This window comes from Streptomyces sp. Tue6028 (assembly GCF_002300165.1).
GTDB lineage: Bacteria > Actinomycetota > Actinomycetes > Streptomycetales > Streptomycetaceae > Streptomyces > Streptomyces siamensis.
On record NZ_MLCE01000009.1, the window covers coordinates 84,511 to 109,504 of the forward strand.

The following is a 24,994-nucleotide window of genomic DNA, read 5'->3' on the forward strand; positions in this document are numbered from 1 at the left end:
CCGCACGCATCCGTCGGGGACAAGAGACAGGGAGCATCCCATGTCCACCCCGTCCGCACCGTCCACCACTGCCGACGCACCCTCCGCGTCATCCGGAACCGCCGGGCTCGGCCCCGCTCTGCTCGTCATCGTCACCGCGTATCTGATGGTCGGCGTCGACTCCACCGTCGTCAACGTCGCCCTGCCCGACATCCAGACGGACCTGCGCTTCACCCCGACCGGCCTGTCCTGGGTCCTGAACGCCTACACCCTCACCTTCGGCGGTCTGCTCCTCCTCGGCGGCCGGGTCGGCGACATCGCGGGACGCCGCCGCACACTCACCACCGGCGTAATCCTCTTCGCCGCCTCCTCCTTGCTCGGCGGACTCGCCACCGAGAGCGGCTGGCTGCTCGCCGCCCGCGCGCTCCAGGGCGTCGGCGCCGCCCTCATCGCTCCGAGCACCCTCGCCCTGATCACCACGAACTTCCCGGACGGCCCCCGCCGCCACCACGCCCTCGGCGTCTACTCCTCCATGGCGGGCATCGGCGCCTCGGTCGGGCTGGTCCTCGGCGGCATGCTCACCTCCTGGGCGTCCTGGCGCTGGGCCCTGCTCATCAATGTGCCCATCGGCCTCGCGGTGGCCCTCGCCCTCCCCCGCTTCGCGGCCGAGACCCCGCGCCACGCGGGCCGGTTCGACGCGGCGGGAGCGCTCACCGGCACGGCCGGGACGACCTCCCTCGTCTACGCGTTCATCCGGGTGTCGGACCAGGGCTGGAGCGACGCGCAGGCACAGCTCGGCTTCGGCGCCGCGGCGGCCCTGCTCGCGGGCTTCGCCCTGATCGAGAGGCGCGCGCAGCAGCCCATCATGCCGCTGCGCCTGTTCGCCGACCGCGACCGGGCGGGCGGCTACGCGGGCGTCCTGCTGCTGCCCGCGGGCATGTTCGGCGCGTTCTACTTCCTCACCCTGTTCAGCCAGCGGGTGCTGGAGTACAGCCCGCTGCGCGCGGGCTTCGCCTTCCTGCCCATGACGCTGGCGATGTTCACGACCGTGCGGTGCGTGCCGCGGCTGCTCCAGCGCCTCGGCGCCAAGCCGGTGCTGCTCACCGGTATGGCCCTGCTCGTCGCCGCGGGAGCCTGGCTGTGGCGGCTGGCACCGGGCGACGGCTATCTGGCGGGACTGCTCGGCCCGCTGCTGCTGCTCGGCGTGGGCGTCGGTCTGAGCTTCATGCCCCTGAACGCGACCATCCTCGCGCGCGTCGAGCCCCGCGAGGCGGGTGCCGCCTCCGGCCTGCTCCAGACCCTTCAATGGCTCGGCGGCACCCTCGGGCTCTCCGTCCTGGTCACGGTGTTCGGCACGACGACCCGGCACACGACCGGCTCCCCGGCCGAGATCCTCACCGCGGGCGCGGCCCGCGCGTTCGGCATCGGCTCGCTGATCGCGCTGGCCGCGCTGCTGGTGTCGGCGATCGTGATCAAGGGGCGGCGGCGCGCCGTCTAGAAGAGGGCGCTGTACGCGTTCAGGGCGGGCTGCCCGCCGAGGTGGGCGTAGAGCACGGTGGAGTCCCGGTCCAGCTCGCCGCGCGCTACGAGGTCGATCATCCCGGCCATCGACTTCCCCTCGTAGACGGGGTCGGTGACCATGCCCTCGGTCCGCGCGGCGAGCCGCATCGCCTCCAGCGTCGTCTCGTCGGGGATCCCGTACGTGCCCGCGTGGTAGCGCTCGTCGAGCTCGACGTCCGCCTCGGTGAGTTCCCTCCGTACGCCGATGAGCCGGGCGGTGTCGCGCGCGATCCTCTCGATCTGTCCCCGGGTGCGGGCGGGCTCTGCCGACGCGTCGATCCCGAGGACGCGCCGCGGCCTTCCGCCCGACTCCTCCAGGGCGGCGAACCCGGCGATCATGCCCGCCTGGGTCGACCCGGTCACCGAGCACACCACCACGGTGTCGAAGAAGGTCCCCAGTTCCCGCTCCTGCTCCGCGACCTCGTACGCCCAGTTCGCGAAGCCGAGCCCGCCGAGCCGGTGGTCCGAGGCGCCGGCGGGGATGGCGTAGGGCTTGCCACCCGACTCCTCGACCTCGCGCAGTGCCTGCTCCCAGCTCTCCTTGAAGCCGATCCCGAACCCGGCCCGCACGAGCCGCACGTCGGCCCCGGCGAGCCGGCTGATCAGGATGTTGCCGACCTTGTCGTACACGGAGTCCGGCCACTCCACCCAACTCTCCTGGACCAGCACGCACTTGAGTCCGGCGCGAGCGGCGCAGGCGGCGACCTGGCGGGTGTGGTTGGACTGCACTCCGCCGATCGAGACGAGCGTGTCGCAGCCCTCGGCCAGCGCGTCGGCGACGAGGTACTCCAGCTTGCGGGTCTTGTTCCCGCCGTACGCGACACCGGAGTTGCAGTCCTCCCGCTTGGCCCACAGCTCGGCCCCGCCGAGATGTCCGGTCAGCCGCTCCAGCCGGTGCACCGGGGAGGGGCCGAAGAGCAGCGGATAACGGGCGTACGAGGAAAGGGACATGGGACCTCCCGGATCAGTCGGTGTCTTCGTCGGCGAGCTCCTCCAGGCCCCGCCAGATCTCCGCCGTCACACGGACCGCTTCCTCCGCGTCGCCTTCCGCGCAGGCGTCGATCAGCCGCTCGTGCAGTCCCGCCGAGCGGCAGCTGCCGCCCTCGCCGAAGCGCCGGCGCTCCAGACGGCGGATGAGCGGGGTGTAGCGGGTGACGGTGGCGGCCGCGGCACGGTTGCCGCTCATCCGGACGAGGACGTCGTGCAGTGCGTCGTCGGCGCCCAGGGCCGCGTCCACGTCACCCGCGCGCACGGCGGCGGCGAACCGGTCGTTGGCCGCGCGCATGGCGTCCACGTCGGCGTCCCGCAGCCGGGGCACGGCGACCCGGGTCACCAGCTCGTGCATGGCGCCGACCACCGCCGCCGCGTCCCGCACGTCGGCGGCCACGACCGGGGTCACCCGTGTGTAGCTCTGCGGCTTGGTCTCCAGCAGGCCTTCGTCGACCAGCCGCGCGAAGGCCTCACGCACGGGGGCCCGGGACAGCCCGAGCCGCTCGGCGAGTTCGGCGTCGCGGACGACCGCGCCCGGCTCGATCTCCCCGGCCACGATGGCGTCGCGGATCGCTTCGTAGGCGCGGTCCCTGAGCAGGGTCCGCCGCACGGGTCGCAGGGCCTCCATGGACTGAAATGTTAGATGTCAATCTGCCGGACCGACAAGAGCGGGGCCCGCACCGATGTGCGGGCCCCGCTCCCCTCATGCCGTCAGGCAGACACCCGGGCCGTCACACCGCCCACGGCCAGTCGGCGTCCCGGGTGCTCTCCAGCAGCGGCACCATCCGGAAGGCCGCGTCCGACAGGCCTCCGAAGGTGTGCCGGCCGGGGCGCCCGGAGGGGCCGTGACCCGGCCGGTATCCGGCGAGGTTCCAGGTGTAGACCGGCACGTCCGCGGGGACCTGCTCGGTCGGGTCGCCACAGTGGCTGTACGCGGCCTGCTCGTCGGTGACGATCAGGACCCGGTCGTGCTTCTTGTAGTGCTTGCGCACCGCCTCGCTCGTCTCGGTGCCGCCGAGGCTGCCGAAACGCTCCAGCACCTTGAGCACCGAGTCGCCCCTGCGGTACTTCACCCGGCTGCTCGTGGAGCCGAACTCGACCAGGTCCGCGTCGGCCGCCCGCAGCGCGAGCGCCGTGCCGAAGATCGCCGCCGCGTCGGCCCGGTTGAGCCGCGAGCGGTCGGACATCTGCGAGAAGAACATCGACCCCGAGCGGTCCACGAGCACCAGCGTCCGGCCCGGCAGCGCGGGCACGTTGGCCAGCGAGTGACCGAGCGCCCGCTCCAGCGGGTACGACCAGCGCAGCGAGGGCGCGTGCCGGTACGCGGCGAGGTAGCGGAACGGGAACTGCCGCGAACGCGCCACCTCCGCCGGGTCGCTGATCCGCGCGGCGACCTGCTCGGCCACCTCGTCGGACACTCCGGCCTCGTCGAAGTTGCGCAGGTTGCGCACCAGCGCCATCACACCCATGGACGGGATCACGGCCTCCCAGGCCGCCTTGTCCATCGGCCCCTGGAGCCAGCCGGCCAGCGCCTCCCACGTGATGCCGGCGGCCGCGAGCCGCCCGGCGCCGTCGGGCGCCGTCACGACGGCACGCCGCTCGGCGGCGGGCAGCGCCATCAGCTCGCGGTGCGCGGTCAGCACACGGTCCGACGCGGGCGGCACCGCCGTGTCCGGGTTGTGCCGCCGGTCCAGCGCGTAGCGGAACAGCTCGCCCTGCCACGGCTTGTCCGGGTCCGGCGCCGCGTGCACCAGGTTGAGGATGTCGCCGAAGCGGTAGCCCTTGGACGCCGTGTCGTACTTCAGCAGCGACTTGCCGCTGTAGAGACGGCGTACGGCGTCGGCGACACCGCGCTTCACGGGCTTCGGCACGTTGCGGCCGTAGGTGGCGGTCCAGTAGGCGAGCAGCTCGCCCGGCTCGTCCGGCCGGCGCAGCACGGAGGCCACGACCTGGCGGTTCGAGGGGCCGTCGATGGCGCCCGCGTCCAGCCGTGCCTTCACGTACTCGGCGGCGCCCACGATCGAGGCGGTCCGCAGGTTGCCCTCGCCGCGCAGCCAGCCGAGCAGACCGGCGGTCCACGCCGGGTCGGCGACCGCGAGGTCGCGGACGAGCGCGGCGAAGCGGTCGTCACGGTCGGCGCCGGTCTCGTAGAAGGTCTGCTGGGACACGAAGTTGGCGACGGAGAGCAAAAAGAGCTCGGAGCGCGCGTCACGCTCCTGGCCCCGCCCGCCCTCGTACGTGCGGAGCACGCGTCCTGTGGACGTCACGCGGGAGGTGGGCCGCGCTCGGGCCGCCTTGGTGTTGAATCGCGCCATGGTGAATTCCCCCGAATTCCTGCGACGGTCTGTCGCTTTTCCGGAGGGAGGCGCAGCGGAAGGAAGGTGTCCGAGGTCGGGAATCGGCGACGGTACACACCGAACGCGTCTGCCATTTCCGCCACATCGACCCTGAGTCGATGACGGGATTCGAACCCGCACCCTTGGAGATTCGGTCCCAGAAGTATCCGTCGCCTGCGCACCGGGCACCCACCTTGTGCTGCGCCTCCCGAGATCAAGTCGGCGGCGGCTCTGGATTCTTTTGAGAGAAGAAGTAGCCGCAGCCCGCGCACCGGGAGGTGCATGAAGTTGTGGTGTCCAGAGATCGAGGTCGGCGGAACCGACAAGGTGCTCTAACCCCTGAGCTACACCGGCGCGTTGTACCGGTGGCGGGACTCGAACCCGCGGCCGCCCCATTATGAGTGGAAGTAGGTCCTGCCTTCGCACCTGGACGTGCATCACTTTAGGAGGGCGGCCGCGGGCCGGGCGAGCGAATTAATGCGTGCTGTCGACCGAGGGAGTTCAGCCGCGCTTCTGGCGCTTCCAGGGGCCGGTGATGGCGAGCATGATGCCCGGGTCCTGGATGTTGGCGAAGAGGGTGCCGCCGTCGGGCGAGAAGGTGACGCCGGTGAACTCGCTGTACTCGGGCTCCTCCTCGCTGCCGATGTTCAGCTCGTTACGGGCGATCGGGTACGTACGGCCGCTGTCCGTGGCGCCGAAGAGGTGCTGGATGCCCTCGCCGTCCTCGGCGATGACGAGGCCGCCGTACGGGGAGACGGTGATGTTGTCGGGGCCGTCGAAGGCGCCGTCGACCGACGGGTCGGGGTTGACGCCGATGAGGACCTTCAGCGTCAGGGTGCGGCGCTTGGGGTCGTAGAACCACACGGCGCCGTCGTGCTGGACGGGGCTCTCGCTGCGGGCGTACGAGGAGACGATGTAGACGCCGCCGTCGCCCCACCACATGCCTTCGAGCTTGCGGGCGCGGGTGACCTGGCCGTCGGTGAACTGCTTGCGCACGGAGGTGGTCTTCGCGTCACGGTCGGGCACGTCCACCCAGTCCACGCCGTAGACCGTGCCGATCTTCGTGGCGCGGGAGAGGTCGTCGACGAACTTGCCGCCGGAGTCGAAGCACTTGAAGGCCTGGAGCGAGCCGGCGTCGTCGGCGAGGGTGGCGAGCTGCCCGTGGCCGTGCTCGAAGCCCTGCGGCGGGGTCCAGCGGTAGAGGAGGCCGTTCGGGCCAGCGGCGTCCTCGGTGAGGTAGAGGCGACCGCGCTTGGGGTCGACGACGACGGCCTCGTGGGCGTAGCGGCCCAGTGCCTTGATCGGCTTGGGGCCGCGGTTGCGGCGGTGGTCCACGGGGTCGACCTCGAAGACGTACCCGTGGTCCTTGGTCATGCCGTTCTGGCCGGCCTTGTCCTCGGTCTCCTCGCAGGTGAGCCAGGTGCCCCAAGGGGTGTTTCCACCGGCGCAGTTGGTGGAGGTGCCCGCGATGCCGACCCACTCGGCGACCTTGTCGTGCCGCACCTCGACGACCGTGCAGCCGCCGGACGCCGCCGGGTCGTAGACCAGGCCCTCGGTGAGCGGAACGGGGTGCGGCCAGTCGGCGCGGGGGCCCTTGAGCTCGTGGTTGTTGACCAGGAGGGTGGCGCCGCGCGGACCGCGGAAGGTGGACGTGCCGTCGTGGTTGGAGGGCGTGAACTCGCCGGACTCCAGCTTGGTCCTGCCGCTGTAGGTGATCACGCGGTAGGAGAACCCGGCGGGCAGGGCGAGCAGGCCGTCGGGGTCGGGGAGCAGCGGACCGTAGCCGACGCCGCCGTGCTTCGCCCCCGAAGCCTCGCCCGCGCCGTCGGTGTCCGTCTCCGTGGAGGCGAGGGCGTTCGGAGCGGTGGCCAGCGCGCCTACGCTGCCGGCCAGGGCGACTCCGGCACCCGTGATCGCGGATCGTCTGGCGAAGTCCCTGCGGGTGAGCGACATGTGGTGTCTCCTGTGACGGTGGAGGGGGACTGTCGTGGGGGGCGGTGGCGACCTCGGTTGCGGCCACACGCTCCCGCCCGCGCCTGAACGGGAGTTGAACACCGGCCGACTTCACCGGTCCCGCTTCCATGAATCCACCAGGACCCCGGACGCACGCCGCCCCCTCCCGCACCCTCACCGAGCACCCGGTCGCGCCGACCGGCCACTCCACGACGGCTCCTGCGCCGGGCGCCCCCTCGGCGGGGTCGCGCCCGGCGTACCGCGTGTGCCGCTAACCGCCCTGCTGCGATCGTGCCTTGAACGCGGCCTTGCGGGCCTCCTTGGCGACCTTCTTGTCGGGGTGCAGGCGCCCCATGGCCTCCAGAACGTCCGCGGTGGCCGGATGGTCGACCCGCCACGCCGTGGCGAAGAAGCCGCTGTGCTGCTGGGCCAGTCCCTCCACGAGGGCCTGGAGTTCCGCGGAGTTGCCTTCGGCGGCGAGCTGGGCCGCCACCGTGTCGACGGTGAGCCAGAAGACCATCGCCTCGGACGGCGGGGGCACGTCGGGCACCCCGTGTTCGGATAGCCAGACCCGGGCGAGGCCTCCGAGCTCCGGGTCGTCGAGGACGTCCCGCAGCGCGGGCTCGGCCTCCAGCCCGACCAGGGAGAGCGCCTGCTGGCAGCGCAGCCGCCGCAGTGGCCCACCGGCGTCGCCGCCGCGGGCGGCGGCGAGCAACTCGTGTGCGGCGGGCAGCGGTTCACGGCGGGCGAGCCACTGCTCGGTCTCGGCCTGCGCCGCCGTCGGCGGGAACACGGCCGTGCCGTCCAGCAGCGCGTCCGCCCCCTTGTCGGCGAGGTCGCCCACCGCGGGGGCGTCGAGGCCCGCTTCGAGGAGCCGGGCACGCAGCCCGTACAGGCCGAGCGGGGTCAGCCGGACCATCCCGTACCGGGACACGTCCGTGTCGTCGTCGGCGGCCGGGTCCTCGGCGTCCGCCATGAGCGCCTCGTCGACGGGCTGGAAGTCGACGAGCCCGGCGGGCTCCAGCAGCCGGAACTGGTCGTCGAGCCGCATCATCGCGTCCGACACCTGTTCCAGGACGTCGTCGCTGGGCTCTCCCATGTCGTCGGGCACGATCACCGACGCGGCGAGCGCGGGCAGCGGCACCGTCCCGTCGCCGGCCCCGTCGTCGCCCACGGTGAGCACGTACAGGTTGCCGAGCACCCCTTCGAGGAACTCGGCCTCCGCCTCGGGATCCCAGTCCAGGGAGGAGAGGTCGAGTTCGCCGCTCTCCCCCATCGCGTCGACCAGGTCGTCGAGGTCGGGCACGCTCGCGTCGGCGAGCACCGTGTCGAGCAGGGCGAGCCACACGCCGAGGACGTCCTGCGGGGCGCCGGAGGTGAGGAGGGCGAGGTCCTCGCCCGGACCGACGGTGCCCTCCTCCTCGTCCACGATCTCGACGAGTCCGGTGTCGACGGCCATTCCCCAGGCCTCGGCGGCGAAGGCCTCCGCGTCGTCCCCGGAGAGTCCGAGGAGGGCGGCGGCCTCGGGCAGCTGCTCCTCGACGAGCTCGCCCCCCGCGCCGACCCGTGTGTCCGGACCCGCCCAGCGGGCCAGCCGGGCGGCGCGGGAGAGCAGCGGGGTGGCGAGCGCGTCCCGCGCCAGCTCCGCTTCGGAGTGCAGCCGCACCGGCGGCAGGGGGGAGCTGTCTGACATCGGCTGGGTTCTCCTCCGAACAACCAGGACAAGCAGGGCAATCGTAAAAGCGTCGGCGAGCAGTGACAAGAAGCCGCAGAGCACCCGAAAACGGGCGCGGAGCGTCTCCCTGCCGCCGCACCGGACCCGAGGAGGTGTCCCCGGACGCGAGGGTCCGAGGGCCGCCGGGGAATCCGTGCCGACCGCTCAGCCTAGACGGATTTCCACCCATGCCGCCTGGTTCATGTCCCCGACAACCCCCGTACACCACGGAAACCTTGACAACTCCCCTCGCCACACACGAGATTGACGCGCGTAGAAGTCGAACGGGTCAGCGATCCGCCGGCTTCTACGCGCGTCACCGGCCCGCACGCAGGACGCGTTCGACCACAGCTCCACCCTCGTCCCGGCGCTCACGTACGTCCCCGGAGGGATTCCCTTGCCGAGCAGGAGAACCGCGCGCACAGGCGCGCTGACCGTCGCCGCGGTCTGTTCCACCCTTTCCGCCGTGGTGCTCACCACGCCCGCTCACGCGGACACCGTCCACATCCACGACATCCAGGGAACCACCCGGATCTCCCCGCTCGCGGGCCAGAAGGTCACGGACGTGGCCGGCATCGTCACGGGTGTGCGCACCTACGGCTCGTCCAAGGGCTTCTGGATCCAGGACCCCACCCCGGACGACAACCCGGCGACCAGTGAGGGCGTGTTCGTCTTCACCAGCTCCACCCCGAAGGTCGCGGTCGGCGACTCGGTCACGGTGACCGGCACGGTCTCGGAGTACGTCCCGGGCGGTGCCTCCAGCGGCAACCAGTCGCTGACGGAGATCACCAAGCCGACGGTGACCGTCGTCTCCAGCGGCAACGCCGTCCCGGCCGCGACGGTCGTCGACGCCCGGTCCGTACCGGACGCCTACGCGCCCGCGGGCGACACCGCCGCTAGCGGTTCGATCAACGCCCTGCCCCTGGAGCCGGCGAAGTACGCCCTGGACTACTACGAGTCCCTCGAGGGCATGAACGTCCAGGTCAGCGACGCCCGCGTGGTCACCGCCACCGACCCGTACAGCGAGCTGTGGGTCACGGTGAAGCCGCGCGAGCACGCCAACGAGCGGGGCGGCTCGGTGTACGGCTCGTACACCTCGCAGAACACGGGCCGGATCCAGATCCAGTCCCTGGGCTCGACGGCCGACTTCCCGGTCGCGAATGTGGGCGACGAGCTCACCGGCGACACCACGGGGCCGCTCGACTTCAACCAGTTCGGCGGCTACACGCTCGTCGCCGGGCAGCTCGGCACCCTGGAGCAGGGCGGCCTGGAGCGCGAGACGACGAAGAAGCAGGCGCGCGGCGAGCTGGCGGTCGCGACGTACAACGTCGAGAACCTGGACCCGGGCGACGCCACGTTCGCCGCCCACGCGTCCGCGATCGTGAACAACCTCCGGTCGCCCGACATCGTGTCCCTGGAGGAGATCCAGGACAACAACGGCGCGACGGACGACGGCACGGTCGCGGCCGACCAGACGGTGAACAAGCTGATCGACGCGATCGTCGCGGCGGGCGGCCCCCGGTACGACTGGCGCTCCATAGACCCGGTCAACGACCAGGACGGCGGCGAGCCCGGCGGCAACATCCGCCAGGTCTTCCTCTTCAACCCCGAGCGGGTGTCCTTCACCGACCGCGCGGGCGGCGACTCGACGACCGCGGTGGGCGTCACCAGGGTGCACGGCAAGGCGCAGCTGACCGCGTCCCCGGGCCGGATCGCCCCGGCCGACACGGCGTGGAAGAGCAGCCGCAAGCCGCTCGCGGGCGAGTTCGTCTTCCGCGGCAGGACCGTCTTCGTGATCGCCAACCACCTCAACTCCAAGGGCGGCGACCAGGGTCTGACCTCGCAGTACCAGCCGCCGGTGCGCAGCTCGGAGACCCAGCGCCACGCGCAGGCGACGCTGGTGAACACCTTCGTGGACGAGATCCTGAAGGCGCAGAAGAACGCGGACGTCATCGCCCTCGGCGACATGAACGACTTCGAGTTCTCGGACACCGTGAAGATCCTGGAGGGTGACGGCGAGCTCTGGTCGGCGATCAAGTCGCTGCCGAAGAGCGAGCGTTACACCTACGACTACCAGGGCAACAGCCAGGTCCTCGACCAGATCCTGGTCAGCCCCGCGATCCGCCGGGACTGCGACTTCGAGTACGACAGCGTGCACATCAACTCGGAGTTCCACGACCAGATCAGCGACCACGACCCGCAGGTGCTGCGGTTCAGGCCGTAGTCCGGCGCGGGCAGGAGCCCGGCCCCGTCGTCCGGGGGGCCGGGCTCCTGCCCTGTCCGCTCGCGGTGGCGACACCGCGGCACGGGCCGGTTCCCCGCTGGGGGCCGGCCCCGGCGCGTCTACGGGGTGTCGAACACGCCGTTCAGCCAGCCCTGCCAGGCGGTCTCGTCGCGCCCGGCGTCGGCGTCCGCCGCGAAGTCGTGGACGCTGATGCCGACCGGCGCGCCCCAGTGGTTGCGCCCGAAGAAGCGGATGAGGGCGTCATCGGTGCGCAGGCCGATGAAGTACGGGTTGCGATAGTCGACCACCGCGTCCAGGGTCCGGCCGCCGGGCCCCCGGGCGGCCACCTTGGCCCCCTCGGCCGTGTCGTCGGACAGTCCCAGGGCCCGGCCCACGGCGGTGAACGCGTCGGACGCCTGCGAGGCCTCGGGCCCGTTGAGCGTCGTGAACGCGACCGGGCGGGGCGCGAAGTGCGTGAGGTACTGGCGCAGGGTGTGCAGATAGAAGTCGGTGTGCTTGCTCGCGCCGTCGTACTGGTTGTCCCAGTCGTCGGTGAAGATCCCGCTGTGCACGTAGCGCACCCAGGCCCGGCGGCCCTCGTCGCGCGGCTCGATGGTGTTGTCCAGCTGGTTGAGGCTCTGGGTGGGGAACCCGACGTCCTCGCTGCGGGAGGTCAGCCGGTGCGGCGGGTCCCAGTTGGTGAGGGTGGATCCGAAGGGGCCGACGCGATGCTCGCCGTCGAACTCCATGGGCCACAGCCAGCCCCCGGTACCGGTGGTGAGGGCGTCCCACACCTGCTCGGGCGTGGCGTCGACCTCGTACTCGCGGGCGATCTCGAATTCCTTGGACATGGGGGCTCCTGCTCAGTGGGTCTCGGGGTCGTTCTCGGGGGTGGGCCGGCCGGCCTCGGCGATCGCGGTCTGCGCGCCGTCCGCCCCCGTCACCGCCTTCTCCGTCACCGCGGGGTCCGTCGTGGCGGTGCCGGTCTCGGCGGGGTCCTTGACCGTCGGGTGGAGGGCGACGACGATCCGGTGGTCCCGACCGCCGTCGGCGCCGGGAGCGTCGTACTTGCGGATCAGGGCGCTCACTCCGGCCGTCAGCTCCTGGACGAAGGCCGCGCGGTCGGCGGCCGAGGCGAAGCGGACCTCGCCGTCCAGCGCGTAGGTCGCCAGCCGTTTGCGGGCCTTCGCCGCGCCGGTGATCAGTGAGCCGACGTCCCGGACCAGCCGGGCGCCGAGGGCGAGCAGCCAGCGGGCGGACAGCTGGTCGCGGAAGCGGTCCGGATCGGGCTGCACGGCGGACAGGGCGAGCGGTGAGATGACGTACGAGGCGGCGGTCGCGCGCATGAGCCGCTCGGTGACGTTGCCCTTGCGGCGCTCCCCCGCCAGCTCGACCAGGCCGTGCCGCTCCAGCGCCTTGAGGTGGTAGTTCACCTTCTGCCGGGGCAGTCCGACCTTGCCGGCCAGCATGGCGGCCGACGCGGGCCCGGCGGCCAGCTCGGCCAGCAGCCGGGCCCGTACGGGGTCCAGCGAGACGGCGGCGGCCTCTGCGTCCTCGATGACGGTCACGTCCAACATGACCCCACCGTCTCACCGAAAACTTTTTTTGTCCAGACGGATGAAGTGTTCGGTGAGTCGGGCGGTGGCTGTGCGGGCGAGGAGAGGCGTGGGCCTCCGGCGGCGCGCCTCGCCGACACGGCCAGGCGCGCCGCCGGAGGCACGGGAGTCAGTCCGGTACGAGCCCGAAGAGGTGCTCGTACCGGGTGACCGTGCTGCTCTTCAGCCCCGGCCAGGTCTGGACCCGCTCCCACAGGGCCGTCGCCGAACCGATCCCGTCACCGGGCGCGGCAAGGGCCTCGATGTGGGCCTCGGCGCTCTCCCACTCGGCGTAGTTGAGGACCCGGGTGCCGTCGGTGCCGAGGTGGAAGTGGGCGCCGATGCCGCCGGGATGCGGGTTCGGCTCGCCCTCCAGCGCTTCGAGGACGGCGTCGACCCAGGCACGCTGCCGGCCGGCGTCCGGGCTCTCGAACTCCACGTCGACGATCACGACACAGCCGGGGACACGTCCGTCGCGGTCCGCCGGACCGACGCTGCGGTAGCGCCGGAAACGGCCGGGCCCCAGCCGCTCGATGCCGGGGACGGTGATGTCGATCTCGTCGGCACGCTCCTGACGGTGCGTCTTCCCGAAGGCCTCATGGGCCTGTTGGCTCGTCCACTGCGCGTAGTGCAGCAGACTGGAGGCGTCGTGCCCGGCGTACACATGGTGGCCGAGCAGCCCGTCGGCGGGCCAGGGCCGGCGCTCCCAGGCCCGGGCGACGGCTTCGGCCGCCTGCTGCCGGCGCAGCGGTGTGCCCAGCTTCCAGACGCTGAAGAAGGGCGCGCCGACGCGCGGGTCGGCGGGGTCGGGGTGCGTGGGGGTACGACGGGTCATACGGGCCTCCGGTGGTCGGCCGTCACGGACGTACCGACCACCCTTCGACCTCGACCATGGTCGAGGTCAAGCCCGTCCCGGCGCCTCCCTCACTCCTCCCCGCCGACCGGCCGTTCGTCGAGCCGGGTCAGCTGCGTCTGGAACCAGTCGAGACGGGCCTGCAACAGAGCCGCCTCCGCGACGAGTTCGGGGACGCCGAGCCCCTCGGGCAGTTCCGTGGCGGGCTGCACACCGCGGCCCGCCACGACCCGCAGCCCGTCTCCGGCCAGCCGGGCGAACGCGGAGAGCGACACGGACGTACGCCCGCGCACACAGCCCGCGCACGCCGCCGCGAGCGCGCGCCACCCGGGCCTCCCCCAGCCGGCGTCGGCGAGGGCGCCGGCCACGGCGCCGCACGCGCACGGGTCGACGGTCGCGGTCCGTACCCGCTGGCGGGCGTACCGGAAACCCCGCTCGAAGCGGATGTAGGCGCCCAGGACGGCGACTTCGAGAAGCACGGCCGCCCGGTGCTCGGCGGTGCACAACAGCGCCTCGGCGGTGGCCCGGTCGTGCACGCAGTGGAAGCCGCAGTCGCAGCGGCGGTGCGGTGCCCGGTGCCGCCGTCCGTAGACGCAGCGCGCCTCGTCCAGCACTCCGTACGGCAGCGCACCGCCCAGCGACACACCGGTGAACCCGGCCCGGGTGCCGTCCTGGGACAGCACCGGGTGGGCGATCTTGTATCCGGTCGGCGGCTCCGTCGGGCGTTCCTCGGGGAGCCGCAGCCTCATCGGCCGGCCGTGACCTCTTCGGGCACGGACGTCTCCGGCTCCTCGACCGCCTCGGGCAGCCGAAGTCCGTCCTCCTGCGTCCGGTCCTGTTCTTCCGCGACTCCGGTGGCGAGTGCCTTGCCCAGCCTCATGACGCCTCCCGCGATCTGCCGACGACTGTCGTCCCGGCCATAGTGACCCACAACAGGGCGAGTTGGCACCAGTGCCTCCGCCCCTCGCGGGCGCACGCCCGGCGGACGGAACCGACACTCCTTAGCGTCTGTTGCATGTACTTCGTAGAAGAATTAAGTGGAGCTTCACGGTCGAGGTGCCGAGACTACCGTCATGACCACTGCCACGACCGACTCCACGACGCCGGCACCGGCGCACGCCGCACCGTTCGGCCGCGCCCTGTGCGCCATGATCACGCCCTTCACGGAGAGCGGCGCGCTCGACCTCGACGGTGCCCAGCGGCTCGCCGACCGGCTGGTCACCGAGGGCTGCGACGGGCTGGTGCTGTCCGGCACCACCGGCGAGTCCCCCACCACGACGGATGCGGAGAAGGCCTCGCTGGTGCGGGCGGTACGCGAGGCGGTCGGCGACCACGTGTCCATCGTGGCGGGGGTGGGGACGGCCGACACGCGGCACACGGTCGAACTGTCGCTTCAGGCCGAAAAGGCGGGAGCGGACGGCCTGTTGGTGGTCTCCCCCTACTACAGCAGGCCCCCGCAGGACGCGCTGGAGGCCCACTTCCTGGACATCGCGGACGCCGTCGGGCTGCCCCTCGCGCTCTACGACATCCCCGGACGCACCGGCACCCGCATCGAGCCGGACACCATGATCCGGCTCGCCCGGCACCCGAGGATCGTGGCGGTCAAGGACTGCGCGTACGACCTGCTGGGCACCCAGAAGGTGCTGGCCCGCACCGAGCTGGCGTACTACGCGGGCTGCGACGAGTACGTCCTCGCGCTGCGCGCGATCGGCGCGAGCGGGTACATCAGCACCGTCGCGAACGCGGCGCCCCGCCAGTTCCGGGCGATCCTCGACGCGTTCGACGCGGGCGACACGGCAAAGGCGGCCCGCCTCCAGCGCCGGGCCGTCCCGCTGGTCGAGGCGATGATGGCGGCCGGCCTGCCGGGCTCGGTCACCGCCAAGGCGCTGCTCGGCTCGCTGGGCCTGCCCGCGGGCCCGGTCAGGCCGCCGCTGCGGCCCGCCGGCCGGGAGGCGGCCGACGGACTGCGCGTGGCGTACGACGAGCTCACCGCGGGCTGATCAGCGGCGGGCGAAGACGGGCTGCCACGCCTTCAGCTCGTCGTACATCTGCTTCTGGACCCCGCTCAGCGGCACGATCCTGTCGCTGCCGATCGTCACCACCACCAGCCGGGCCTGGTACGGCTCGTCCAGGCCGGTCACCCGCTCCCAGGCGATGAGGCGCCGGTCGTCGGCCCAGGCGAGCAGGTCGCCGCCGCGGACCTTGGTGATCTCCTTGCCGGTGCGGGGGTCGCGGATCGAGGAGTACGACTTCCCGGGGGCGACCTCCTTCGCCAGACCGAGCGCGGCGAGCCGCCCGTTCGGGGACAGCCGGGCGCCGACGTCCGCGCGCAGGTACTTCTCGTCCGCCGGGGCGGCGATCTTGCCGCCGTCGAGGTCGTAGAACTGCTGCATCCCGTCCCGTTCGCCGATGACGCGTGCGTACACCTCATCGCCGGTGCGGCTGTAGGAGAAGTCCCCGCGCGAGAGGTCGTTGCGGTCGGACGCGACCCCGGTCCAGGCGCCCTCGCCGGAGGCCACGTCGAGGTCGTAGAAGCCGGTGCGGCTCGACTGGGCGAACGCGGGTCCCCAGTCCTGGCCGCCCTTGGCGTTCTCGACCTTGCCGCGCACATCGGGGTTCTCGTCGTACGTCGTCGCCAGGAGCCTGGTCCCGTCGTAGGAGTAGGCGAGTGCGCCGACCCGGTGCTCGACCGGGATCCACCGCTCGACCTCCCCCGTCGCGAGGTCGAGCAGGCCGATCCGGCGGACGGGCAGGGTCTGCTCCAGCACGGCGGCCGTCCGCAGGCCCGGTGCGACGGCGACGTAGGCCCACCGGGAGTCCTTCACATACCTGCCGGTCGCCGGGTCGAGCAGCCAGTACGTGCGGACGCCGATGCCCCGGTCGCGGGTCTGCGGCACGGTCCGCCAGGTGTAGTACGCGGCGAGCGCCGTCTGCCCCACCGCGATCTCCTGTCGCGGCGGCGACTGATCGGAGTGCTGCTCCACGTCCCCGGACGGCCGCACATCGCTCTTGCCGGAGTCCAGCAGCGGCACCCCGACCGCGATCGCGACGACGGCCGCCGTGGCGGCGGCGACGGAGGCGAGCCTGCGGGTGCGGCGGCGCCGACGGACCGCGAGCACCCGGTCGGCGAACCCCGGTGCGGCCGGCGGCTGTTCGGTGGCCTGCTCCCGCAGGGAGTCGCGCACCAGTTCCTCGACGTTCATGGACGGACCTCCACGGGCAGGTAGTCACGGGACGGCGGCTCGGAACCGGCCGGGCTCAGGGCGGCCAGTTCCGGCGCGAGCGTGCGCAGTCGGGCGAGGGAGCGATGGGTCGTGGAGCGCACGGTGCCGACCGAGCAGCCCAGCACGCGGGCCACATCGGCCTCGGGCAGGTCCTCGAAGTAGCGCAGCACCAGCACGGTGCGCTGCCGTGCGGTCAGCCGGGCCAGCGCCCCGCGCATCACGACGCGCAGTTCGGCGGCGGCGGAGAGGTCCGCGCCGGGCGCGGTCTCGGGCGGCTCCGCGACGCTCAGTTCGCGTCGCGGCCACTTCAGCCGCCACCGGCTCACCTGCTGCCGGTACAGGATCTGCCGTACGTACGCCTCGGGTTCGTCGATCTGGCGCCAGCGTCCCGCGGCCTTGATCAGGGCGTTCTGCAGCAGGTCCTCGGCCGCGTGCCGGTCCCCGCCGCTGAGCAGCACCGCGGTCTTCAGCAGAGCCGACGACCGGTTGGCCACGAACTGTCGGAAGCTCTCCTGCGCCTCGGCATCCATCGTCACCTTCTCTTCCCCGGCGGCCCCCATGAACCGCCCCTGTGCCCCTTGTGACGCCCGGCCCCGGCCGCCGCTATGCCTGGCCCCGGGAAAAATCTCGGAGCCGGTCCCGGCAGGTGTCCCTTACGGTGACGGGGTGAGCCGACCCCTGCTGTTCCTCGACGTCGACGGGCCTCTCAACCCGTACGCGGCCCAGCCGGAGCGCCGTCCGGCGGGCTACACGACGATCCGGGTGGCCCTGACGCCGGGCAGGCCTCTGCGGGTGTGGCTGCACCCCGACCACGGCCGGGCGCTCCTCGCCCTCGACTACGAGCTGTGCTGGGCGACCACCTGGATGGACGCGGCGAACCGCTGGATCGGTCCCGTCATCGGGCTGCCCGAGATCCCGTACGTCGACTTCACCGGCGCCCTGTTCGCCGAGCGGCCCGACGGGGTGCACTGGAAGACGGAGCGGATCGTCGCGTACGCGCAGGACCGCCCCTTCGCGTGGGTGGACGACGAACAGAGCCCGGCCGACGACGCGTACGTCGCCGCCCGCCACCCCGCGCCCGCGCTGCTGCGCCACGTCGATCCCCGGCTGGGTCTCGGCGAGGACGACTTCACGGCGCTGGCCGAGTTCACCGCGGGCCTGCCCCGATGACGCGTGTGCCCTCCCGCGGACGGCGGGAGGGCACACGGCACGGGTCAGGCGGGTGGGGCTAGTTGTGGCTGTGCAGGACCTCGTTGAGTCCGCCCCACACGGCGTTGTTCGGCCGGGCCTCGACCGTGCCGGTGACCGAGTTGCGGCGGAAGAGGATGTTGGAGGCGCCGGAGAGCTCGCGGGCCTTGACGATCTGGCCGTCGGGCATCGTCACGCGGGTGCCCGCGGTGACGTACAGGCCGGCCTCGACCACGCATTCGTCGCCGAGCGCGATGCCGACGCCCGCCTCGGCGCCGACCAGGCAGCGCTCGCCGATGGTGATGCGGACGTTGCCGCCGCCGGAGAGGGTGCCCATCGTGGAGGCGCCGCCACCGATGTCGGAACCGTCGCCGACCACGACGCCCGCGGAGATGCGGCCCTCGACCATGGAGGTGCCGAGGGTGCCCGCGTTGAAGTTCACGAAGCCCTCGTGCATGACCGTCGTGCCCTCGGCGAGGTGCGCTCCGAGGCGGACCCGGTCGGCGTCGGCGATGCGGACGCCCTTCGGGGCGACGTAGTCCGTCATGCGCGGGAACTTGTCGATCGACGTCACCTGGAGGTGCAGCCCCTCCGCGCGGGCGTTCAGCCGGACCTTCTCGACGTCGTCGACGGCGACCGGGCCGAGCGAGGTCCAGGCGACGTTGGCGAGGTGGCCGAAGATGCCGTCCAGGCTCTGGCCGTGCGGCTTCACCAGGCGGTGCGAGAGCAGATGCAGCCGCAGGTAGGTGTCGTGCGCGTCGAGCGGCTTGTCGTCCAGGGAGGCGATGACCGTACGGACCGCGACCACCTCGACGCCCCGACGGGCGTCCGGGCCGACGGCCTTGGCCGCACCCTCGCCGAGCAGCTCCACGGCGCGCTCGGCGGACAGCCGCTCGGTGCCGGCCGGGCCGGGCTCGGCGGACAGTTCGGGAGCGGGGAACCAGGTGTCGAGGACCGTGCCGTCGGCGGTCACGGTGGCAAGCCCGGCGGCGACGGCGCCGGTGGTGCGAGTAGCAGTCGTGTCGGTCATGGGTGAAACCTAACTTGGCGGGGGCCGCGCGGGCGAACCGGTGCGCCCGGCGTCTCAGCGTGCGGGCGCACCGTCCGCCCGGCTTCGCGTCGGGGCCGCTCGCCTCCTTGCCGACCAGGGCGACCTCGGGGACCAGACGTCGTCCACGGCGGCGACGGACGTCCGGGTGCCGTCCCTTCAGCGGCCCGCCGCACGCCGCCGGACCGCAGGCCCGTGCGCGGCGGTGTGCGGTCAGCCGATGAGCCGGCGCAACGCCTCGCGGGCGTACGCCTCGTCGTACGGCGTGCCGGTCAGCAGCACCTGGAGACAGATCCCGTCCATCAGGGCGACCAGCGCCCGCGCGGTCACGGGGTCGGTGCGCCGGGCGAGCGGGTCCACAAGGCTCTGGACCCACTCGGCCGCGACGGGACGCAGGGCCGGGCGGCGCAGCGCGGCGAGGTACAGCTCGTACTCCAGCTCCACGCCGGTCGGGTCGCCCGCGAGCCACTCGCCCACCAGGCCGGCGAGGTCGGCGGCGAGGTCGGTCCGGGGGTCCTCCAACGCGCCGCGCGCGGCGACGACCTTGGCGAAGCCCTCGTTGGCCTGGCGCAGGGCCGCGACCATCAGCTCGTCGAGTGTCCTGAAGTGGTAGGTGGTGGAGCCGAGCGGCACATCGGCCTCGGCCGCGACGGTCCGGTGGCTCAGCCCGGCGATTCCCCTGGCGCCCACGACGCGGATCGCCGCGTCGATGATCCGCTGCCGTCGCTCGGGGTCGTACCGGCGGGCCATCAGTGCGCGCCGCCGAGGTTCAGCAGGACGACCCCGCCGATGATCAGGGCGATGCCGGCGAGCTTGGCCGCGCCGATCCCCTCCCCGAGGAACACCATGCCGATCGCGGCGATGACCGCGGTGCCGACACCCGCCCATATCGCGTAGGCCGTGCCGACCGAGACGGTCTTCAGAGTCTGGGCGAGCAGCGCGAACGCGACGACGTACCCGAGGAGGGTCACCAGCGACGGCCACAGCCTGCTGAAACCCTCGCTGTACTTCATGGCGGTGGTCGCGGCCACCTCCGCGGCGATGGCTCCGCCGAGCAGCACATATCCCATGCGTACGAGTGTACTCATCGATGCGTACGACCGTACACAAACTGCGCACCCCTCCCCCATGGGCACCGGGCGGCGCACCGGATATCGTTCGCGATCATCGCAGTGGGGGCGGAGTCGTCGGACTCCCGGAGCATGGGAGCGCAAGAAGAATGTCGGACACATCGGGGTGGGGACCAGCGGGGCCGTACGGAGGCCCTCCCGCGGGCTGGGGCTGGACGCCGCCGCCCCCGCCGCCCAAGCCGGGGGTCATACCCCTCGCCCCGCTCGGCGTGGACCATGTCTTCGGCGGTGCCTTCACGACGATGCGCCGCTACGCCAAGCCGCTGTTCGGGCTCGCGGCATTGGTCCAGCTCGCCCTGGCGGTGCTGATCGGCGGCGCGGCGGTCCTCGCGTACTTCTCGGTGAGTGACCGGCTCGACGTCCTGTACGACAGCGACCGGCGCCCGCGCTGGAGCGACGTCCAGCCCGTCCTGGTCGCCTTCGGCAGCGTGTGGGCCTTCGCGATGATCGCCGTGCTGGTCGCGAGCGCCTTCGTGCAGGCGTCCTGTGTCGCCACCCTGCACGACGCGGTCCTCGGCCGGCGGACCACCATCGGGCAGGTATGGCGGCGCACCTGGCCGCGCACGCTGTCCGTGCTCGGCGTGAACCTGCTCATGGGTCTGATCCTGCTGATCCCCATGCTGCTGTTCGCCGCGATGGTCGTCTCGCTCCTCGCGGCGGTGCTCGCCCGCAGCGACAGCCTGTTCGGGATCTTCTTCCTGCTCCTGCTGCTGGCCCTGCCGCTGACGGTCTGGCTCTGGGTGCTCCTCTCCTTCGCCCCTGCCGCCGCCGTGCTGGAGGCCGCCCGGCCGGTCGAGGCGCTGCGGCGGTCGGTGCGGCTGATGCGGGGCGCCTGGTGGCGCACGTTCGGGATCACGCTGCTCGGCGGACTGACCGTGCTGATCGTCTCGCTGGTGCTGCGCATCCCCACGGTGTTCACGACGCCGAGCCCCCAGCCCTACGACCCCTCGTCGCCGCAGCCCATGAGCATGTCGGACGCGTTCGCGCAGAGCCTGCCGCACCTGGGTCTGTCGTTCACGATCTCGACGGTCCTCAGCGTCGTCGGCCAGGTGTTCACGATGGTGTTCATGCCGCTGATCACCACCCTGCTCTACATCGACCGGCGCATCCGCCGCGAAGGTCTCGCCGACGTCCTGCTGCGTGCGGCGGAGGCCAACCCGCGCGTCTGAGGGACTGCCGGGTCACGACGCCCTCCGCGCCGCCCCGGACAGGGCGGCCGGACTGCAGGCGACGGGACCCGGCTCCCGCACCCGCGCCACGCGGTCGAGCAGTCGCCGCTTGGCGTGGGCGGCGCGTCGCGAGAACTCCACGCGCCGGTAACGCAGCAACTCGGCGGGGTCGGGCCGGACGGCTCCGGCGAGCGGGTACCCCCGGGAGACGAGGCGGTCGCCCAGCACGTCGTCGCACAGAGCGATCTGAGCGGGCGTCAGCCGGGTCGCCCAGCTGCCCGCGCGGGAGACGTCCAGCTTGCCGTGGGTGCGCCGGTGCCAGGTCTTGCGCGCGGGTACCGCCACCCCGGCCATCCGGTGCGGCTCGCTCATCACGGAGTGGTACTCCTCCCCCAGGAAGCCGCACACCTCCCGCAGCCGGCCCTCGGGATCGGCCACCAGGTCCTCGAAGCGCAGCTCGTGCCAGCTGCCGGGGCCGAGCGTCTCGGCGTGCCCGCGGGTGGCGTCCATGACCTGCGACCAGGTCGCCACGGCCTCGTGGAAGCCGCGGTGCCACCAGGGCATGCCGAGCAGCGAGGCGACGCAGTCCCGTCCGTCGCGGACGAGATGGACGAACTGCGCGTCGGGGAACAGCCGCAGCAGCTCGGCGACATGGAGGGCGTACGCGGGCCGTTTGTCGCCCCAGCGGGCCTTCCCGTGCTCCTCGGCGTACGCCTTCAGGGCGATGCCGAGTGCAGAGCCGAGCGTCGGGGGGCCGTCGGTGATGCGACGCGCGACCTGCCCGGCGTCCACGCCCAGTTCGTGGAACCGGGTCTGTCGGCACCCGGTGATCCACCGCGCGAGACCGGCCCGGTTCTCGCGTTCCCGGAGGTCGCCGAAGCCCAGCCGCCCCTCGTAGGCCGGCAGGACGAACCGCGTCTCGGGCGGCAGCGCGATCCGTGGATGCGCGTGCAGCATCAGCTGGAGAAGAGTGGTCCCGGAGCGGGGACAGCCGAGGACGAAGACGGGGCGCACGGATTCTGGCACGGCCCCACGCTGTCGCGCCCCGATGAGCCCGCCCTGGGAGGCCGCTGAGAAAGGCGTGTGAACCCCGGCCGCGCGGAGCGGGACGGGCGCGACACGACGACGGCCCCCGGCACGGTTGCCGGGGGCCGTCGTCGACGCGCGCGTCGGACGCGGGGGTTGCTCAGACGTTGAAGCCGAGGGCGCGAAGTTGCTCGCGGCCGTCGTCCGTGATCTTGTCCGGGCCCCACGGCGGCATCCAGACCCAGTTGATGCGCAGTTCGTTGACGAGGCCGTCCGTGGCGGACTTGGCCTGGTCCTCGATGACGTCGGTGAGCGGACAGGCCGCCGACGTCAGGGTCATGTCGATCGTCGCGATGTTCGCGTCGTCGATGTGGATGCCGTAGATCAGACCAAGGTTGACCACGTCGATGCCCAGCTCGGGGTCGACGACGTCGTACAGCGCCTCGCGGAGCTCCTCCTCGGAGGCCGGCTTCGTCGTCAGGGTCTCGTTCTCGCTCATGCCGTCTTCCTCGCAGCCTTGTCGGGCTCGTCACCCAGTGCCTGGGCCGTCGCGTCCTTCCACGCCATCCAGCTCAGCAGGGCGCACTTGACCCGGGCCGGGTACTTGGAGACACCGGCGAACGCGACCGCGTCCTCCAGCACCTCCTCCATCGCGTCGTCGGGCTCGACCCTGCCCTTGGACTGCATCAGTTCCAGGAAAGTCTCCTGGACCTTCTGCGCCTCGGACACGTCCTTGCCGACGAGCAGTTCGTTCAGTACGGAGGCCGAGGCCTGGCTGATCGAGCAGCCCTGGCCCTCGTACGAGATGTCCTCGATCCGCTCGCCGTCGTACTTCACGCGCAGCGTGATCTCGTCGCCGCACGTCGGGTTGACGTGGTGCACCTCGGCATCGCCATCCCGCAAGCCCCGCCCGTGCGGGTGCTTGTAGTGGTCCAGGATGACTTCCTGGTACATCGAATCAAGCTTCACGTTCCAGCCAGCCCCTCAGCCGAAGAAGTTCCGGACGTGCTCCAGGCCGTCGACCAGCGCGTCGATCTCGGCCGGCGTGGAGTACAGATAGAACGACGCTCGCGTGGTCGCAGGAATTCCGTACCGCAGGCAGACCGGACGTGCGCAGTGGTGCCCGACGCGGACGGCGATGCCCTGCTCGTCCAGGACCTGGCCCACGTCGTGCGGGTGGATGTCACCCAGCGTGAAGGAGATCGCGGCACCGCGGTCCTCGGCCGTCGTCGGGCCGATGATCCGCAGGTCGGGGACCTCCGCGAGCCGCTTCACCGCGTACTCGGTGAGCGCGTGCTCGTGGGCGAGGATCTTGTCCATGCCGATCGATGACAGGTAGTCGATCGCCGCGCCGAGTCCGACCGCCTGCGCGATCGGGGGCGTGCCCGCCTCGAACTTGTGGGGCGCCGGCGCGTAGGTCGACGAGTGCATCGACACGGTCTCGATCATCTCGCCGCCGCCGAGGAACGGCGGCAGGTCCTCGAGGAGCTCCTGGCGGCCCCAGAGCACGCCGATGCCCGTGGGCCCGCACATCTTGTGACCGGTGAAGGCCACGAAGTCGGCCTGGAGTGCCTGGACATCGAGGGGCATGTGGGGTGCCGCCTGCGAGGCGTCGATCAGGACCAGGGCGCCGACCTCCTGGGCGCGGCGCACTATCGCCTCGACCGGGTTGACGGTGCCCAGGATGTTCGACACCAGCACGAAGGAGACGATCTTCGTCTTCTCGGTGATGACCTCGTCGATGTTGGAGAGGTCGAGGCGGCCGTCGTCGGTGAGGCCGAACCACTTCAGCTTCGCGCCCGTGCGCTGCGACAGCAGCTGCCACGGCACGATGTTGGAGTGGTGCTCCATCTCCGTGATGACGATCTCGGTCTCGTGGTCGACCCGGTAGGGCTCGTCGGCCCAGCCGAGCATGTTGGCCACGAGGTTGAGCGACTCGGAGGCGTTCTTGGTGAAGATCACCTCGTCGCGGCTCGGCGCGTTGATGAACGCGGCGACCTTGTCGCGCGCGCCCTCGTACAGCGCCGTGGCCTCCTCGGCGAGCACATGCACACCGCGGTGGACGTTGGCGTTGTACCGCTCGTAGTACTCGGCGAGGGCGTCCAGCACCTGGCGCGGCTTCTGCGAGGTCGCCGCGTTGTCCAGGTACACGATCTTCCGGCCGTCGTGGACCTGACGGTCCAGGATGGGGAAGTCCTTGCGGATCGCCTCGGTGTCGAGGAGGCCCGGCAGCTGTGTCACGCGGATGCGCCACCCTTCGTGTACGCCTCGTAGCCCTCGTTCTCCAGCTTGTCGGCGAGCTCGGGGCCACCCGACTCGACGATCTTGCCGCCGGCGAACACGTGGACCTGATCGGGCTTGATGTAGCGCAGGATGCGCGTGTAGTGAGTGATCAGCAGGGTGCCGACCTCGCCGGTCTCGCGGACGCGGTTGACGCCCTCGGAGACGATGCGCAGGGCGTCGACGTCCAGGCCGGAGTCGGTCTCGTCGAGGATCGCGATCTTCGGCTTGAGGAGCTCCAGCTGGAGGATCTCGTGCCGCTTCTTCTCACCGCCGGAGAAGCCCTCGTTCACGTTGCGCTCGGCGAAGGAGGGGTCCATGTTGAGGTGCTCCATGGCCTCCTTGACCTCCTTCACCCAGGTGCGCAGCTTGGGGGCCTCGCCGCGGATCGCGGTGGCGGAGGTGCGCAGGAAGTTGGAGACGGAGACACCGGGGACCTCGACCGGGTACTGCATCGCCAGGAACACGCCGGCACGGGCGCGCTCGTCGACGGACATCTCCAGGACGTCCTCACCGTCGAGGGTGACGGTGCCGCTGGTGATCGTGTACTTCGGGTGGCCCGCGAGCGAGTAGGCGAGAGTCGACTTGCCGGAGCCGTTGGGGCCCATGATGGCGTGGGTCTCGCCCTGCTTCACGGTGAGGTCGACGCCCTTGAGGATCTCCTTCGTGGCGTTGTCGGCCTCGACGGTGACGTGCAGGTCGTGGATTTCAAGCGTTGCCATGGG

At 71.8% G+C, this 24,994-nt stretch carries 25 protein-coding genes; 5 read left to right on the forward strand and 20 right to left on the reverse strand.

What is annotated here, in order from left to right:
• Positions 1–40 precede the first annotated feature (40 nt).
• The gene (locus BKI49_RS07930) at positions 41–1,477 is read left to right on the forward strand and encodes an MFS transporter (protein WP_095933497.1); all 1,437 of its coding nucleotides are present in this window, start codon (positions 41–43) and stop codon (positions 1,475–1,477) included.
• Here the strand turns inward: BKI49_RS07930 and BKI49_RS07935 are convergent.
• The 5 genes from BKI49_RS07935 to BKI49_RS07955 all read right to left on the reverse strand — a co-directional run bounded on the left by BKI49_RS07935 (position 1,474) and on the right by BKI49_RS07955 (position 8,511).
• The gene (locus BKI49_RS07935; protein ID WP_095933498.1) at positions 1,474–2,490 is read right to left on the reverse strand and encodes a 1-aminocyclopropane-1-carboxylate deaminase; all 1,017 of its coding nucleotides are present in this window, start codon (positions 2,488–2,490) and stop codon (positions 1,474–1,476) included. The genes BKI49_RS07930 and BKI49_RS07935 overlap by 4 nt on opposite strands.
• A 13-nt stretch (positions 2,491–2,503) precedes the next feature.
• Positions 2,504–3,157 carry a GntR family transcriptional regulator gene (locus BKI49_RS07940; RefSeq protein ID WP_095933499.1) on the reverse strand — a complete coding sequence of 218 codons (654 nt, stop codon included), beginning with the start codon at positions 3,155–3,157 and terminating at the stop codon, positions 2,504–2,506.
• A gap of 103 nt (positions 3,158–3,260) precedes the next feature.
• Positions 3,261–4,844: a TROVE domain-containing protein gene (locus BKI49_RS07945; protein WP_095933500.1), complete on the reverse strand. Its 1,584-nt coding sequence runs from the start codon at positions 4,842–4,844 to the stop codon at positions 3,261–3,263.
• Positions 4,845–5,366: 522 nt separating this feature from the next.
• Entirely contained in the window at positions 5,367–6,818 is a 1,452-nt protein-coding gene (locus BKI49_RS07950) for an alkaline phosphatase PhoX (RefSeq protein ID WP_095933501.1), read from the reverse strand.
• 271 nt (positions 6,819–7,089) lie between these two features.
• Positions 7,090–8,511, reverse strand: a complete 1,422-nt coding sequence (locus BKI49_RS07955; protein ID WP_095933502.1) for a hypothetical protein — start codon at positions 8,509–8,511, stop codon at positions 7,090–7,092.
• Positions 8,512–8,929: 418 nt separating this feature from the next.
• Between BKI49_RS07955 and BKI49_RS07960 the strand changes: the two genes are divergently transcribed.
• A complete protein-coding gene (locus tag BKI49_RS07960; protein ID WP_095933503.1) occupies positions 8,930–10,756 on the forward strand; it encodes an endonuclease/exonuclease/phosphatase family protein in 1,827 nt (608 codons plus the stop codon).
• 119 nt (positions 10,757–10,875) lie between these two features.
• Here the strand turns inward: BKI49_RS07960 and BKI49_RS07965 are convergent, their stop codons facing one another.
• The 5 genes from BKI49_RS07965 to BKI49_RS35695 form a co-directional block, all read right to left on the reverse strand.
• Complete coding sequence (locus BKI49_RS07965; protein ID WP_095933504.1) at positions 10,876–11,607, reverse strand: SRPBCC family protein; 732 nt, start codon at positions 11,605–11,607, stop codon at positions 10,876–10,878.
• Positions 11,608–11,619: 12 nt separating this feature from the next.
• Positions 11,620–12,333 (reverse strand): ArsR/SmtB family transcription factor, encoded by a 714-nt coding sequence (locus tag BKI49_RS07970; protein ID WP_257004657.1) that lies wholly within the window; start codon positions 12,331–12,333, stop codon positions 11,620–11,622.
• A 148-nt stretch (positions 12,334–12,481) separates the two neighbouring features.
• Positions 12,482–13,186 (reverse strand): antibiotic biosynthesis monooxygenase, encoded by a 705-nt coding sequence (locus BKI49_RS07975; RefSeq protein WP_095933505.1) that lies wholly within the window; start codon positions 13,184–13,186, stop codon positions 12,482–12,484.
• 89 nt (positions 13,187–13,275) lie between these two features.
• Entirely contained in the window at positions 13,276–13,953 is a 678-nt protein-coding gene (locus tag BKI49_RS07980) for a hypothetical protein (protein ID WP_095933506.1), read from the reverse strand.
• Positions 13,950–14,084 carry a hypothetical protein gene (locus tag BKI49_RS35695; RefSeq protein ID WP_257004658.1) on the reverse strand — a complete coding sequence of 45 codons (135 nt, stop codon included), beginning with the start codon at positions 14,082–14,084 and terminating at the stop codon, positions 13,950–13,952. The genes BKI49_RS07980 and BKI49_RS35695 overlap by 4 nt, the downstream gene beginning before the upstream one ends.
• A 193-nt stretch (positions 14,085–14,277) precedes the next feature.
• On the opposite strand from BKI49_RS35695, the gene dapA reads away from it, so the two are divergent.
• Positions 14,278–15,204 (forward strand): 4-hydroxy-tetrahydrodipicolinate synthase, encoded by a 927-nt coding sequence (gene dapA / locus BKI49_RS07985; protein ID WP_179332363.1) that lies wholly within the window; start codon positions 14,278–14,280, stop codon positions 15,202–15,204.
• On the opposite strand, the gene BKI49_RS07990 is transcribed toward dapA, so the two are convergent.
• Positions 15,205–16,407: a beta-propeller fold lactonase family protein gene (locus BKI49_RS07990; protein WP_095933508.1), complete on the reverse strand. Its 1,203-nt coding sequence runs from the start codon at positions 16,405–16,407 to the stop codon at positions 15,205–15,207. It lies immediately after the preceding gene.
• Positions 16,404–16,958: a SigE family RNA polymerase sigma factor gene (locus BKI49_RS07995; protein ID WP_095933509.1), complete on the reverse strand. Its 555-nt coding sequence runs from the start codon at positions 16,956–16,958 to the stop codon at positions 16,404–16,406. Before BKI49_RS07995 ends, BKI49_RS07990 begins: the two co-directional genes overlap by 4 nt.
• Before the next feature lie 136 nt (positions 16,959–17,094).
• On the opposite strand from BKI49_RS07995, the gene BKI49_RS08000 reads away from it, so the two are divergent.
• A complete protein-coding gene (locus BKI49_RS08000; RefSeq protein WP_095933510.1) occupies positions 17,095–17,598 on the forward strand; it encodes a hypothetical protein in 504 nt (167 codons plus the stop codon).
• A 58-nt stretch (positions 17,599–17,656) separates the two neighbouring features.
• On the opposite strand, the gene dapD is transcribed toward BKI49_RS08000, so the two are convergent.
• From dapD to BKI49_RS08015, 3 genes are all read right to left on the reverse strand, one after another.
• Positions 17,657–18,646 carry a 2,3,4,5-tetrahydropyridine-2,6-dicarboxylate N-succinyltransferase gene (dapD, locus tag BKI49_RS08005; protein ID WP_095933511.1) on the reverse strand — a complete coding sequence of 330 codons (990 nt, stop codon included), beginning with the start codon at positions 18,644–18,646 and terminating at the stop codon, positions 17,657–17,659.
• 231 nt (positions 18,647–18,877) lie between these two features.
• The gene (locus tag BKI49_RS08010) at positions 18,878–19,414 is read right to left on the reverse strand and encodes a TetR/AcrR family transcriptional regulator (RefSeq protein ID WP_095933512.1); all 537 of its coding nucleotides are present in this window, start codon (positions 19,412–19,414) and stop codon (positions 18,878–18,880) included.
• On the reverse strand, positions 19,414–19,734 hold the full coding sequence (locus tag BKI49_RS08015) for a DMT family transporter (protein ID WP_095933513.1): 321 nt from the start codon (positions 19,732–19,734) through the stop codon (positions 19,414–19,416). The genes BKI49_RS08010 and BKI49_RS08015 overlap by 1 nt, the downstream gene beginning before the upstream one ends.
• Positions 19,735–19,883: 149 nt before the next feature.
• Here BKI49_RS08015 and BKI49_RS08020 point away from each other — a divergent pair, with 149 nt between their 5' ends.
• Entirely contained in the window at positions 19,884–20,963 is a 1,080-nt protein-coding gene (locus tag BKI49_RS08020; RefSeq protein ID WP_143658392.1) for a DUF7847 domain-containing protein, read from the forward strand.
• A gap of 12 nt (positions 20,964–20,975) precedes the next feature.
• Here BKI49_RS08020 and BKI49_RS08025 read toward each other — a convergent pair whose 3' ends face one another.
• The 5 genes from BKI49_RS08025 to sufC all read right to left on the reverse strand — a co-directional run bounded on the left by BKI49_RS08025 (position 20,976) and on the right by sufC (position 24,991).
• Complete coding sequence (locus BKI49_RS08025) at positions 20,976–21,989, reverse strand: sulfotransferase family protein (RefSeq protein ID WP_257004659.1); 1,014 nt, start codon at positions 21,987–21,989, stop codon at positions 20,976–20,978.
• 160 nt (positions 21,990–22,149) lie between these two features.
• Positions 22,150–22,488 (reverse strand): metal-sulfur cluster assembly factor, encoded by a 339-nt coding sequence (locus tag BKI49_RS08030; RefSeq protein ID WP_028803403.1) that lies wholly within the window; start codon positions 22,486–22,488, stop codon positions 22,150–22,152.
• Positions 22,485–22,958: a Fe-S cluster assembly sulfur transfer protein SufU gene (sufU, locus tag BKI49_RS08035; protein ID WP_028803404.1), complete on the reverse strand. Its 474-nt coding sequence runs from the start codon at positions 22,956–22,958 to the stop codon at positions 22,485–22,487. Before sufU ends, BKI49_RS08030 begins: the two co-directional genes overlap by 4 nt.
• 15 nt (positions 22,959–22,973) lie before the next feature.
• A complete protein-coding gene (locus tag BKI49_RS08040; protein WP_095933516.1) occupies positions 22,974–24,230 on the reverse strand; it encodes a cysteine desulfurase in 1,257 nt (418 codons plus the stop codon).
• Entirely contained in the window at positions 24,227–24,991 is a 765-nt protein-coding gene (sufC, locus tag BKI49_RS08045) for a Fe-S cluster assembly ATPase SufC (protein ID WP_095933517.1), read from the reverse strand. Before sufC ends, BKI49_RS08040 begins: the two co-directional genes overlap by 4 nt.
• Between the last annotated feature and the right edge of the window lie 3 nt (positions 24,992–24,994).